Annotated in this window: 15 protein-coding genes and 1 riboswitch; of the genes, 3 read left to right on the top strand and 12 right to left on the bottom strand. The window is 30.3% G+C overall.

The genetic code is table 11. The features are described 5' to 3' along the window. Positions 1–22: 22 nt before the first annotated feature. The 4 genes from HZR23_RS05500 to HZR23_RS05485 all read right to left on the bottom strand — a co-directional run bounded on the left by HZR23_RS05500 (position 23) and on the right by HZR23_RS05485 (position 1,746). A complete protein-coding gene (locus HZR23_RS05500; protein WP_165913605.1) occupies positions 23–178 on the bottom strand; it encodes a hypothetical protein in 156 nt (51 codons plus the stop codon). Between the two features lie 6 nt (positions 179–184). Then, positions 185–625: a DUF421 domain-containing protein gene (locus HZR23_RS05495; protein ID WP_213050335.1), complete on the bottom strand. Its 441-nt coding sequence runs from the start codon at positions 623–625 to the stop codon at positions 185–187. 80 nt (positions 626–705) lie between these two features. Beyond that, complete coding sequence (locus HZR23_RS05490) at positions 706–1,152, bottom strand: YaiI/YqxD family protein (protein ID WP_132847429.1); 447 nt, start codon at positions 1,150–1,152, stop codon at positions 706–708. A gap of 162 nt (positions 1,153–1,314) precedes the next feature. Then, on the bottom strand, positions 1,315–1,746 hold the full coding sequence (locus tag HZR23_RS05485) for a peptidylprolyl isomerase (RefSeq protein WP_132847428.1): 432 nt from the start codon (positions 1,744–1,746) through the stop codon (positions 1,315–1,317). A 307-nt stretch (positions 1,747–2,053) separates the two neighbouring features. On the opposite strand from HZR23_RS05485, the gene HZR23_RS17530 reads away from it, so the two are divergent. Next, the gene (locus HZR23_RS17530; RefSeq protein WP_283669804.1) at positions 2,054–2,185 is read left to right on the top strand and encodes a hypothetical protein; all 132 of its coding nucleotides are present in this window, start codon (positions 2,054–2,056) and stop codon (positions 2,183–2,185) included. Between the two features lie 6 nt (positions 2,186–2,191). Further along, entirely contained in the window at positions 2,192–2,284 is a 93-nt protein-coding gene (locus tag HZR23_RS18005) for a YcxB family protein (RefSeq protein ID WP_408641304.1), read from the top strand. Positions 2,285–2,406: 122 nt separating this feature from the next. On the opposite strand, the gene HZR23_RS05480 is transcribed toward HZR23_RS18005, so the two are convergent. The 8 genes from HZR23_RS05480 to HZR23_RS05445 all read right to left on the bottom strand — a co-directional run bounded on the left by HZR23_RS05480 (position 2,407) and on the right by HZR23_RS05445 (position 11,670). Further along, on the bottom strand, positions 2,407–3,597 hold the full coding sequence (locus HZR23_RS05480) for an S-layer homology domain-containing protein (RefSeq protein WP_207667831.1): 1,191 nt from the start codon (positions 3,595–3,597) through the stop codon (positions 2,407–2,409). Positions 3,598–3,858: 261 nt separating this feature from the next. Beyond that, positions 3,859–4,947 carry a DUF5305 family protein gene (locus tag HZR23_RS05475; RefSeq protein WP_132847426.1) on the bottom strand — a complete coding sequence of 363 codons (1,089 nt, stop codon included), beginning with the start codon at positions 4,945–4,947 and terminating at the stop codon, positions 3,859–3,861. Between the two features lie 163 nt (positions 4,948–5,110). After that, positions 5,111–5,833, bottom strand: a complete 723-nt coding sequence (locus HZR23_RS05470) for a hypothetical protein (RefSeq protein WP_132847425.1) — start codon at positions 5,831–5,833, stop codon at positions 5,111–5,113. 257 nt (positions 5,834–6,090) lie between these two features. Beyond that, positions 6,091–7,161: a signal peptidase I gene (locus tag HZR23_RS05465; protein ID WP_249536749.1), complete on the bottom strand. Its 1,071-nt coding sequence runs from the start codon at positions 7,159–7,161 to the stop codon at positions 6,091–6,093. A gap of 223 nt (positions 7,162–7,384) precedes the next feature. After that, the gene (locus HZR23_RS05460) at positions 7,385–7,915 is read right to left on the bottom strand and encodes a hypothetical protein (protein WP_132847423.1); all 531 of its coding nucleotides are present in this window, start codon (positions 7,913–7,915) and stop codon (positions 7,385–7,387) included. Positions 7,916–7,940: 25 nt separating this feature from the next. Beyond that, positions 7,941–8,579, bottom strand: a complete 639-nt coding sequence (locus HZR23_RS05455) for a response regulator (RefSeq protein ID WP_243098154.1) — start codon at positions 8,577–8,579, stop codon at positions 7,941–7,943. Then, on the bottom strand, positions 8,576–10,282 hold the full coding sequence (locus tag HZR23_RS05450) for a sensor histidine kinase (RefSeq protein WP_132847422.1): 1,707 nt from the start codon (positions 10,280–10,282) through the stop codon (positions 8,576–8,578). The genes HZR23_RS05455 and HZR23_RS05450 overlap by 4 nt, the downstream gene beginning before the upstream one ends. Positions 10,283–10,427: 145 nt before the next feature. After that, a riboswitch (cyclic di-GMP riboswitch) is annotated at positions 10,428–10,512 on the bottom strand. A 264-nt stretch (positions 10,513–10,776) separates the two neighbouring features. Continuing rightward, positions 10,777–11,670: a LysR family transcriptional regulator gene (locus HZR23_RS05445; RefSeq protein ID WP_132847421.1), complete on the bottom strand. Its 894-nt coding sequence runs from the start codon at positions 11,668–11,670 to the stop codon at positions 10,777–10,779. Positions 11,671–11,785: 115 nt separating this feature from the next. Between HZR23_RS05445 and HZR23_RS05440 the strand changes: the two genes are divergently transcribed. Continuing rightward, complete coding sequence (locus HZR23_RS05440) at positions 11,786–12,976, top strand: coenzyme F420-0:L-glutamate ligase (protein WP_132847420.1); 1,191 nt, start codon at positions 11,786–11,788, stop codon at positions 12,974–12,976. Positions 12,977–13,080: the final 104 nt, after the last annotated feature.

Below are 13,080 nucleotides of genomic sequence, written 5' to 3'. Positions count from 1 at the left end.
CAGGAAACCCTGGCTTTTTGTTTTATGCTAAGAAGCTTTCGTTGTTATCTTTAGTTTCTCTATCTAAAGTAACCTCTGTAAATATATTTGCTTGAGTTCCATTATTTTGCAGTTGCAAAATTAATCCTTCCATCATTTGCTTAAACTCACCAACAGTGAGAGGCTTTTTATCTTGCATTAACTCTTAACCTAACTGGCCATTTGCTTCTATTGTAGCCACCTTTACATCTGTAATATTAGAAGAAATACCCTGTTGGCTTAATCTCATCTCTAGTTGATCAACTGTAAATCTTAGCTTCTTCATATTTTCAACAACTAATCCTCCTTCCTGTATTACTACCTTTGCTTTTCCCATTAGGAAATTTTCCATTAAATTTGATTTTACCTGAATATGCTCTACAAAAATTAGAAATGTAATAAATATTACAGCAGCAACAACTGTTTTCCAAACACTCGTTTCAACAATTGGTTGAATGATTATTGATCCTATTGATATCATTACAACCGTTTGGCTTATGGTCATCTGTGAAATGGATTTACAGCCTGATATTCTAAGCAAAATAATCCCTGCAATTACTAAAATTACAGATTCCCACATAAAACTCATATGTAACATTCCTTTCATAACTATTGTATTTTTAAGTTTCCCAAATTATTTTTAATAAATACATAGAATATATAAAGAAATGATCCTTAACAATAGCATTAATTATTGCTAATATTCTGTTTTATTAGTTCTCTAAAAGCCTTTTCAAAGTTTATATTATCTTCCTTACTTCTTTTTGGAATCTTTGTATACCTTTTTTCTTTTCTTCTTATCTGTTGGTTAATATGTCTTTGCATAAGTAATCCATCTATATTCCCATTGGTATATTCCCATCCATTTTGATTAATTGCCATTGCGTTTTTTCCAAGAGCAAGAGCTGCTACCCCATAGTCCTGTGTAACGATAATATCCCCAGATTTTGTATTGTTTATTAGAACTAAATCAACCATATCCTTTCCTTGGTCTACAGTGATTATAGTAGCATAATCATCATAAATCTCATGACAAATATTTTTAATCATTATAGTTTCAACATTATGCTCCTTAGCTACCTTTAAAATTATATCCTTAACAGGACATCCATCTGCATCAACTAATATTCTCAAATCTCCACCCACTTTTCATATAATATCTATCTATAATTCGTTTTTTCATAACAACTTGTTGAAAACTTAATAATTTAAGTAATCTTATCCACAATATAGCCATTCTTATTATTATATTGTGTATAAATTAAGGCCAACCACTTTGTGATTGACCTTTATTTTTTATTCTTCTACTATTGTTACATTTAACATTTTATCTTGGGCTCTTATATCATCAACAACTTCTAAACCTTCAATTACTTTACCAAATACTGTATGCCCACCATCTAAATGTGGTTGAGGACTGTGACAAATAAAGAACTGACTTCCACCAGTATCTCTTCCGGCATGAGCCATTGATAGAGAACCTCTTAAATGCTTATTAGGATTATCTTTAACTTCGCATTTGATAGAGTATCCTGGCCCACCTGTACCAGTTCCATAAGGACATCCACCTTGGATAACGAAATTAGGTATAACTCTATGGAATGTTAACCCATTATAAAAACCTTCTTTTACTAATTTTTCAAAGTTAGCAACTGTTCCCGGAGCATCCTTTTCAAATAACTCCGCTACTATTGTCCCTTTTTCTGTTTCAAATACTACTTTTTTCAAAATATGTACCTCCTCTTATAACTAAAGCTTATTAATATTTTACCAATAAACACGGTAGTTCATTCAATTTCTACCTATCTTTTTATTATATACCATTTTATATTTTTATTTCCATTAATTTTCACTTAATTAAAATTAACGAATAAGTTAACATTAAAGGTAGCTATCTTGCGTCAAAAGTAATTGTAATCCTATATTTTATTATTTCTAGGAGGAAGTATTTATTTACACTTACAGCTAGAGGGACCACTAATTGTAAAAATAATTACATTGATTATTTATTTGGGCAGTGATGATATTTTTACTTTTGGCATGTCTTGAGTTACAATTAATGCTATCTTTTGATTCAAAGCCTAGAATATTAGGATTACATTCAATTGAAATATACACAGAAGCACTATTTGAAATAACATCTGTTAATGAATCTAAACACGTCTAGAGTGGTATTAGAAACATCTATTCAAATGATTCATATATATTTATTTTTGTTAATAAATTCGTAGCGCATATAATACCTACACGGGCTTTTTATTTATAAATAGCAATAACAAACTAAAACGGTATGAGATTTTTCCCATACCGCTTTTAAGTTAATTGTTTACTGATCATGCATTAACTTCTTTGATACTGCTTGCGAATTACTTCTACTTGAAACTTCATTTAATTTACCACTTCCTGACTCATTTTTAAGAGTCTGCATAAAATGGCGAATACTTCAGCTCTTGTAATACTATTTTTAGGCCGTAAAGTATTATCTGGATATCCGTTTAAGATTCTGTTACCAACTCCAGCCTTAACATAATCTAATGCCCATTCGGATATTTCGTCTTTATCAATAAAACCTAACTCTACTTCTTCCTCTAAGCAAAGACTAAAAGCCCTTATAAATACAGCAACCGTCTGTTCTCTTGTAATAAAGGCATTAGCCATAAACACCCTGCCTCCATTTGCAGGAGAACCAATAAAGATTTCTTGTTCTGTTAAAGCTAGTATATATCCCCTCGCCCAATAAGGGATTGGGTCTAGATACCCAGAATATAGCTTATCAGATGTTTCTAGTTTGAATGCCCTAGCTAGTAACGCAGCAGTCTCTGCCCGTGTAATATAGTTGTTTGGTCTTATCGTCCCATCCTCATAACCAGTGATTATCCCTTTTTCAATTAACCACAATATACAGTTCTTAGCCCAGTGATCTTTAATATCCCAAGGAATTGGTTTTTCAACGGGTTTTTCAATATTAGTTCCCCATCCATCACTACCATTACCGCCATTACTAGCATTACCGCCATTACTACCCTTACCTCCATTGATTGGTTGTTCATGAGCTGCTCTCTCATTAACATTTAGCGTCATCGATATTGTTGCGGTTATATTTTGCAACTCATTACCTGCCTCTTCATGCATAGTTAAAGTGTACTTTAAATCCACAAAGTCATTTTTTTCAATTATGAATCTCTTTCTTTCTTCAAAATTGTATCCTTTTATTAATTGCTCCAAACTAACATTATCAATAATTTTAGTTGAAATTGCATCTAACTTCCCTCGACTTAATGTCAGTCTCATTTTGTTATTAAACTCATTGTATATACTGTCTTTAGTATATATTCTGTTATACTTTTCTAGATTTATTTCAAAGCCAATGTCATCGGTATATATAGGTTTATAATAATTATTAATGCGTATAACTCCACTCTTTTCTTTACCAGGATACCATAAATCCTCTCCAAATAAATTGCCTTCAGTTTCAATAGTCCCATTGCTAAATATTGTTACCATTATATTAGGTTTGCCTAGTGAAAAAGTTGAATATGAAGTTTGCATTAGACTACTTGTGATAAAAATCATTACCATAGTAAAAATTAAAAATCTCCCTACTCTTTTAAAGAAATTCTTGATATTAAACACCTCCATAAAGCAAGTTACCTATCTTTACTATATTTTATATAATTATCGTCAATTTATTCCATTCAAAAGGTTACTTTTAGTGCTACTTTTGATTTAATTTAATAGTCCATCAGTAGTATACTCGTCTATATATTTATTTTTATACTAAAAAAGAAGTCATTTTAGCATCTATTGACTTCTTTTGTTTTTTACTATTTTATTTATAGTTTAACTATTTGATTTGGACTCTACAATAACTCTATTATCTGCTTCTAGTGCCTGATTCAAATCAAATACATAAATTGACGGACTATCTAGAACATAAAACTCTAAAATCTCTTTAATGTTGTTTCTATATTTATATATAATAGGTTTTTCTACTTCATCGGCTATTTTAACTAAATCCTCTATTCCTTTCACACTATACATATTTTCGTAAGTAGTATCTAATTCATTTGTAATAGCAACCAATCGATTACCATGTTGTTTAAATATCATTTTGATAATTTTAAGAACATTATCATCTTCATCACCATTAGTAGTTAGAAACTTCATACTTATTAAAACAGAAATAAAAATAACTAAAATGATTACATATGTTAATATTAATTGTTTTTCAACTGGAAGTTTAACATTTTTAATTTCATCAATGGAGCCTACATCATAAATTGTTCCAAGATTATCAATACTAAAATAACCAACATTAAGCGGAATTACTAGTGTTGGATTTATGGTTTCTTGAACTTTTCCATGATCTGTAGTTACATCCATATTAATAATCATTGATACAATTAATTTACTATTTAATCCAATTTTTGATTCAGAAGTAACTAGTTTAACAAATTCATTGTATTTATCTAAATCAATTGATACTTTCTCTTCTATTAATATTCTCTTACCTATTTCACTAAATTCTGTGCTATTTAAAAGTGTATATTCCTTTGTCCAGATATCTTTCTCTTCTTTGTTTTCTATTGTATATCCTTTAACTTCAGCTATTATCTTATATTCTCCTTTTATTTCTGAACTCTTTTCTCCCATAAATTCGTACCTAAAATGTGCATCTAAATAATCTACAAACTCTGTAACATAAATCTGTCCCTCTGGAAGACTACTGTTATTATATACAATGTTAGGTTTTAATAATACTTCATAATTTATATTCGAAAGTTTTTTATATTCATAAACAGAACTCTTGTGTTCTTCAAATCCAGGGTATTTAATTCCTCTATAAGTTGAAACAAATGTGATTCCAATTAAAAATAACAATACATATATTATACTCATCCTATATTTTTTTCTTATTTTGCGTTTCAACCAAAACCCCTCCTTTTGATCAAATAATTCTATAAAAGCATTTAATCTCCTTTAAAATGTTATACTAACTTTATATTTTTACTACTTATATAGGGGTAGTTTTTATTAAGATCAGGTTTTTATAAAAAAATTGGAGATTTCTCCCCAACTTAATTAATAAAGCTTAGAAATATTTTGCGTTATGTTGTTCCCAATTAATAATAATTTTGAAGTTAGCTATTGCATTTTCAACATCATCTTCATTTTTGACTGAAACAGGTAGTTCTATAGTTAGTGCATGTGATCCTCCACCCGCAGTGCTAAACTCCACAGACTCACCTGGTTCTAATCTTATACCTTTAAGTGCACTATTTAATGCATCTTCTAGAGAAGTTTTTCCATCAGCTCCACCTAGTCTTGAATTCGGAACATCAATACTTTCAACTGACCCATTATTTCTTAATATTTTTGCCTTACCACTAAATTCTAATACTTTTGCTAATTTGTCATTAACATTAATATTTTCAATCTCAACATTGTTTACTACCGCTGGTATTGTTCCGTTATTTTGGGCCTTAGCTGCAATCTTTACCATAGTACCTGGATACATATTACTAATTTTTACTTCTAATGATTTATCGTCAACCTTATTAACAATGAAAGTCCCAGGATCTTGTACATTATCTGCTTTACCCATATAATGTCCATCTCTCCAACTTGCATATGCATTTGGATTTGCTTTATATCTCTCTTTTCCAAACATCCCTTGTCCGGTAAAATCAACCCTAAACTCTCCAGTTGATACCGTACTCGTGATTGTTAGTTGATCAGTCCAGAATGCATAACCTGCCCCCATCATCATAACTGCAACTACTAATGCCATTGCAATAAATTTAGTTTTTTTCATTAATAATTCCTCTCCTTTTAATTTGATTTGTAATTTCGCAAGTAGCATTTATATCTTTAATATACTTGCTATATGTTAATTATAGCCCTGATTTCTTTAGCTCAAATCCCACAAAAGTAGAATTTATACTACCTCTAGAGAACCAAGTTTTTTTAAATGCAAACCATACTTTACTCATTTAGACTTACAATTTATATAACAACTTTTTATTGTTGGTATATAAATTAAAAATAGAGGATAGTTTGTCAACATATCCTCTAGAACACAATTTCATCTAAATTTACATTCTTTCTACTCCTAAATAGCAAAGTAGGCCAACCTACTTTAGGGACAACTTTTACAATTTTGCCTCTTACATATTCAGGCTTGACAATTTCCACGTCTACAGAAGAGTTGTTATCACCTTTGGTTACAAAACCTACTAATGCCCCTCTATCCTCCTCTATATCAATAATTCTGTGAGTTATTAAAATATTGCCTCTTTGAAACTGTATTACATCGCCTTCTTGAAGTTCATTTACTATAATATTCTGCTTCACTAAAATCACATCACCAGGGTAGATAATTGGTTCCATACTTCCTGTAGCTACTGCTGATGGATATATTGGAAATACTCCTAAAGAAAACCATACAATCATTATAGATAACACACTAGTCGTCATCCAACTTATAGGGCTCTCCTGGGTTTTTTCTCTTCTTTTTAGCTTTTTACTCTGTGTAAGGTGAATACTCTGAATAGTAATAAGAAAAAACATTGGAACTAGTATGCCGATTAAGGCTGAAGTTATCCATTTTAAATCTGGTAATATTGGAGACATCCAATGAAAACCTTGCAAAATTCCCATGTAAATAATAGAAGGTATAAGTCCTCCAATAAAAACTAAATAGGTAGCGAGTAGATTATGACAAAATTCTGGTGCAAAGTACTGTCCTACAAACTGTACTTTGCTATCTAATCCCTCTAAGGATAAAATTCTACTTAACTGAAAACTTACAATAGTTATAATAGAGGCTATTATAATAAAAATATATAACTTCTCTTCTTTTAATATTGTATTTACTATATAGTTTCTTATAACCTCTAGGGCCACCAATTTAGGTACAACAAATATGATATTAAAAAATAATCCTGAGACAGAATGGTTATACGGGCTTTTTCCTAGTCCGTCAAACAATCCTGCCACAATTGAAATTAATATAAACATAACTGCGAAATTAAACGCCCACATATTTATATTTTCTCTATACTTTAACTTTGTCTGAGATCTTACCTGTGGAAACATCCACACAAGAATAATTAGCCCACTCCATAAAATAGGCTTTATCACATAATTAAATTTATAACTCCCTAATACCGTGACTAACGGTGAGTTCTCTACTAAATATATTGCTATTGCTAATGAAGTCAATATTATCCACTTTTTTTTAAGTATAATGCCTTGCAAAACACTATAAACTACCACTTATATCCCCCGCTTAACATATGAATCTCTTATAATTAACATCGACTACATTTCCTCATAAGCTTCATTAAAGCAATTTATTTTAATATCACTTTTCTTGTAGTCCGCTATCAAATTCTATTTTTTCAATCCCAACTGTATCTGTACCCAAAACTGGAAGTGGTTCCGTTACATTTATTCCGCCCTTTATCGTTAAATCTTTCTCCCAACCAAAGCCATTATACTGAATATACCTTAGTACTACCTCATAGGTGTATTCTCCAGGAATTTCAGGAGCAGTAAGTTTTATACCATTACCTGTAAAACTAATATCTATATTCGTTGGATATGAATATACATCGTAACCTATAAATTTATGAGGCACGGTTCCAGCATCATGATCAACTTCTATTTCCAACTCAACAATCTCATTCGTTAGTAAATCCAGTGTTCCTACTGAATAGGTTCTACCCCCTGTAGTAAATACAGGATTAATATACCCAGTAGAAACAGTTGATTCAATAATCGTTCCTGTATTCCATAGAGCATAACTTATTCCTACTAGATTCAGTGCAATTACACAAGAAACTATTATTATTTGTTTTCCTATACCAATTCCCTTTCTTTTTTTTCTTGCCAATTTAACTCCTCCTCTAATTTTTGCATCAAATAATCGTAGATCGCTTTAATTTTAATGAACTATTAATATAAAGTGCTGCCTCAGTCCGGTGATGTAAATTTAGCTTGCTTAATATGCTACTGACATGCTTCTTTACTGTATAAGGTGAGATATAAAGTGTTTGTGCTATTTCAATATTGCTTTGCCCTTTACCTAACTCTTCTAGAACTTCCATCTCTCTAGAAGTTAACTCGTCTAATTTTTCTTTTTCTCTTTTATTATTTTTCATGCTCTGTTGCAATATTTCATTATCAATAAACTTTTTTCCCCTCTTAACTATACTTAACGCGTATATGATATCTTCTGTAAAAGCATCCTTTAATATGTATCCATCTACTCCTATTTCTTGAGCTTTTTCAAAGTCTTCCTTTTTATAAGAAGAGGTTATAATAATAAATTTGCTATCAGTTTTTGACTTAGCTTTACTAATCAAATCTAATCCGTATTCTTTTCCTAAGTTTAAATCTAGAATTGTGATTTGTGGGTTATATGTTTCAAGTAAATTCGTTGCCTCTTTAATGTTAGCGGCTTCTTTGATTTCGTTAATATCATCCTCAAGTGATAAAATTGATACTAGCCCCTTCCTAACTAGGGGATGATCATCCACAATTAGTATATTAATCATCCGACTTCCTCCTTAACTAAAAGATTTTCATTATTTGAAACCGTAATTTCTATTATCGTTCCTCCACCGATTGAGCTGTTAAAATAAATATCCCCTCTTAATGTATTAACCAAATTCCTTATATTTCCAATGCCTAATCCCATCTTATTCTCACTCTCTACTCTTTTTATGTCAAAGCCTACACCATTATCTATAATCTCTAAAGTAGTATACTCTCTATCTAAGGTAAGAATTATGTATATATTAGTTGCTTTTGCATGCCTTATGGCATTACTCGTTCCTTCACAAATTATTCTATATAGTGCCTTCTTTTGCTTGAGTGAAAGCATTTCATCTGAACCATTTAGACTAAACTCTATATTTATATTGTTTAATACCTTAGTATCATTTATAAAATTTAGTATTTGTGCAATAAAGTTGTTTTCTCCATTCTTCTTCCAACTAAGCCCGTATACGGTTTCTCTCAGTTCTCTCATTGTTTCATTAAGTGATTTCCTAATAATATTTAAATCCCTTTCAATGTCTATTAGACTGCTTTTTTTAAGTCTTTTAATCGTTTCATAAATTCCACATGAAGTGCTAAATAATCTTTGTAGTGTTCCATCATGTATCTCATCAGCTATTCTATTTTGCTCTTTATTTATTAGTAGCTCCTCTGCAAATTGCTGAAGCTCGAATTTCTCAAATAATATAGAGCTAAGATTTGCTACTAACTTTAACTGCTCTACTACCTCTTCTTCTGTATTTATTTTTAAACTTGAATCCAAATCTATTCCGATAGCGCCAAAGTTTTTGCAATTGTTCCCCACCGATACAAACAAAAACCTTTTATCATTTATAATATGTTCGAGAGTCTCACAGTTAGCTAAGCAAATATTTTTGCTTTGCAACTCATTTGCAATTTTTTTATCTAATTGTTCCATTTCTGACCTAATTGTTATTGGCGTAATACCTTTGGTTTGACTCATAAATATTACAGTCTCAGTTCTTATTACTTTATTACAATACTCTGTTATTATATTAATTAAATCTCTACTATTTTCTTGTGATGCAAACAGCTCAACAGATTTATATAAATCCATAATATGATTCATTGATTCTTTTATTCTATGGTTTGCATAGATTAGTTTACTGTTAGCTATCTTTAAATTATTAGTTTTTTCTTCATTTTCTTGGGCATATTTGGCTAAAAGTAATATAACTCCTGTAATTAAAACAAAACTTAGTATTAGATTTGATTCTTTAACAAAAGCTTCAAACAAATTAACTTGTTCATTAACTAATAAGTTAGTAATGTAAGTTGAATTAAATAAATATATAGCTAAATTTAACCAACAAACCTTATAATCCAGTTTCACTGCAGCTACTAAAATTGTATTCAGTGAATACCATACATATGGGCTATTTAACCCTCCAGATGGAATGAGTATTGCTGAATTTCCTATAGTTTCAATTAGGATTAATACTATCGTATTATATTTAGATTGCTCACTTTTTATGTATAATAGATTAAGTACTATTGCAGATAAACTTATGCAGAATATAATGATCCATTTTCTTAGAAAGGAGTGTTCCACACTTCCAAATAAGTAGAACAATGATGTAATCAATAAAGTTAAATATCTAAAAATAAAAGTGATTTTAATGAACTCTGGATATCCTTGTAATAAAGATATTTTCCTGTATTCTTTAATTTCTAACAAGAAAACCCCTCCTTTATCTAACTGTTACTTTATTAACAAAAAAAAATCATTTTAATTTAAGAGCATCCCTCTTATATATTGATGTTACAGGACCTGTCTCATTTTGCTTTTAAAAAAATCGACCTAAACTATTGTATATTACAACAATAACTCAGGTCGGTTGCACCACTCACTCCATACGCCTTAAAGTGCCCAATTATTAAGCGTACTTCTTCGTCTCCTGTTATATTTATTAAATCTTATTTAAAATTTAGGATTTTATTCCTATTTTTTTCTTTTTTTTAGAATTTTATACCAAAATTAAGTTGTACTATGATTAATTCTTTTTTAAATACACTTTGTACCTCACAAAGTCTTTAATAACCATTGCTATATTTCTGCTTACCTTATTATTTGATCATATTGACATAACCTGATTTTTATATTTACATCAATTTTTTATAAAAAAAATCCACCCTGTCGGATGTTAAAATGTTAGTTTAGTTATTTTCCACTTAAGCAGTATGGCTTTCTTCTAATATCTCAATAAACCTTTTTGATGCCGGAGACAATGATACACTCTTTAAATAACATACTCCCATCCCCCGCTTTGGAATACTTTTATTTAAGTGAATTTTATGAACTAAACCTGTATTTAAATATTCTTGGGAAAATTCCTTAACTACACAGGCTATTCCAAGATTTATTTTTGCAAATTCAAGTAATAGATCATGAGATCCCAATTCTATTTCTGGTTTTATTTTTATACCCTTTGTTAACAAATATTTCTCTACATAATTTCTTGAGTTAGATTTGGGCTCTAGAAAAATTAAAGGATGTTTCAGTAGCACTTCAATATTCATTGGTTCCTTTGTTAGATGTTTAAACTTGTCTCCACATACAAAAATATCATGTATATCTATAATCTTCTTTACCTCAATAGCAGGATCTTTTATAGGTAGATTGCAAATTGCTAAATCTACCTCTCCTGACTTGGTCATATTAATTAATTCCATAGTTGTTCTATTCATTATTTTTAGCTTTATATTAGGTGATAAATTGTGAAACTTTTCTAAATATGGCAATAAGTAATACTTAGAGATTGTATCTCCTACTCCTATTTTTAATTCTCCTGTCATCAAGTCTTTTGATTCCAACAGCTTTTTTTCGCCAACATTTATTAAGTTAATAGCAGAGCTTACATACTCAAATAATATATGTGCTTCATTAGTTAATGTAACTCCTTTAGCTGTTCTTGTAAAAAGTCTAATTTGCAGTTCCTTTTCTAATTGCTTTATTCCTTGACTTACAGCTGGTTGAGTCATATATAGCTCCTTAGCAGCTTTAGAAAAGCTTTGATTTCTCACAACTTCAGTAAATACTTTATATAAATCTAATTTACCAATCATATAACTTCTCCTTATGTGTAATATTACATCTATTTATTTTACTTATATCATAAATATAATATATAGTACAAGTAGAGAATAACTCTATGATAATAAAGTGTTAGGAGAGATACTAATGGAAAGAATAGTTGGAACTATTGTAAGAGGTTTAAGAGCACCAATTATACATAAAGGTGATAATATCGCTGAGATTGTTGTTGATAGTGTATTACAAGCATCAAAATCCGAAGGGTTTTCATTAAATGATAAGGACGTTGTTGCAGTAACAGAGTCTATAGTAGCAAGAGCACAAGGTAACTATGCAAGTATTGATGCTATAGCTAAGGATGTTAGTTCTAAATTTGCAGAAGAGACTTTTGGCGTTATTTTTCCGATTTTAAGTCGTAATCGCTTTGCAATTTGTTTAAGAGGTATAGCAAAGGGTGCGAAAAAAATAGTTTTAATGCTAAGCTACCCTTCAGATGAAGTTGGTAATCACTTAGTTGATATTGAGTTACTTGATGAAAAAGGAATTAATCCTTGGACAGATACACTTACAGAAAAACAATTTAGAGATAATTTTGGATATATTAAACATACTTTTACAGGTATTGATTATATAGATTACTACAAATCATTGGTTGAAGGGTATGGCGTAGAATGTGAAATCATTTTCTCTAATGACCCTAAAACTATACTAAATTATACTAAAAATGTTTTAACCTGCGATATCCATACTAGATTTAGAACTAAAAAAATATTAAAGGCTAATGGTGGAGAAAAGGTATATAGCTTAGATGATATTCTTTCTACCTCAATAGATGGAAGTGGATTTAACGAATCATATGGTTTACTAGGATCAAACAAATCTACCGAGGAAAGTGTGAAGCTATTCCCAAGAAATTGTCAGCCTGTAGTAGATGAAATACACGAAAAACTTAAAGCCTTAACTGGTAAAGCTGTTGAGGTTATGATTTATGGAGATGGAGCTTTTAAAGATCCTGTAGGTAAAATATGGGAGTTGGCTGACCCTGTTGTTTCTCCAGCTTATACATCTGGATTAGAAGGTACTCCAAATGAAGTAAAATTAAAGTATTTAGCTGATAATGACTTCGCAAACCTGCGTGGAGAAGAGCTAAAGAAAGCTATTTCTGAATATATTAAAAATAAAGAGGGTGACCTTACTGGAGCAATGGTTGCTCAAGGAACAACACCAAGACGACTTACAGACTTACTTGGTTCTCTTTCAGATTTAACATCAGGTAGCGGAGATAAAGGTACACCTATAGTACTTGTACAAGGGTATTTCGATAATTACACAAAATAATGGTTTTCAGTCCCTTAGTTTAATCTACAGGGACTTTTTTCTCGTTGTAATGAACTATATCTTAAAGTATAATAAAAACAATAGTGTATTTACTGAAATTGGGC

Origin of the sequence: Serpentinicella alkaliphila (assembly GCF_018141405.1) — a bacterium.
GTDB lineage: Bacteria > Bacillota > Clostridia > Peptostreptococcales > Natronincolaceae > Serpentinicella > Serpentinicella alkaliphila.
The sequence above is the reverse complement of the archived record's forward strand: the minus strand, read 5'-3'. Positions and strand labels throughout refer to the sequence as shown.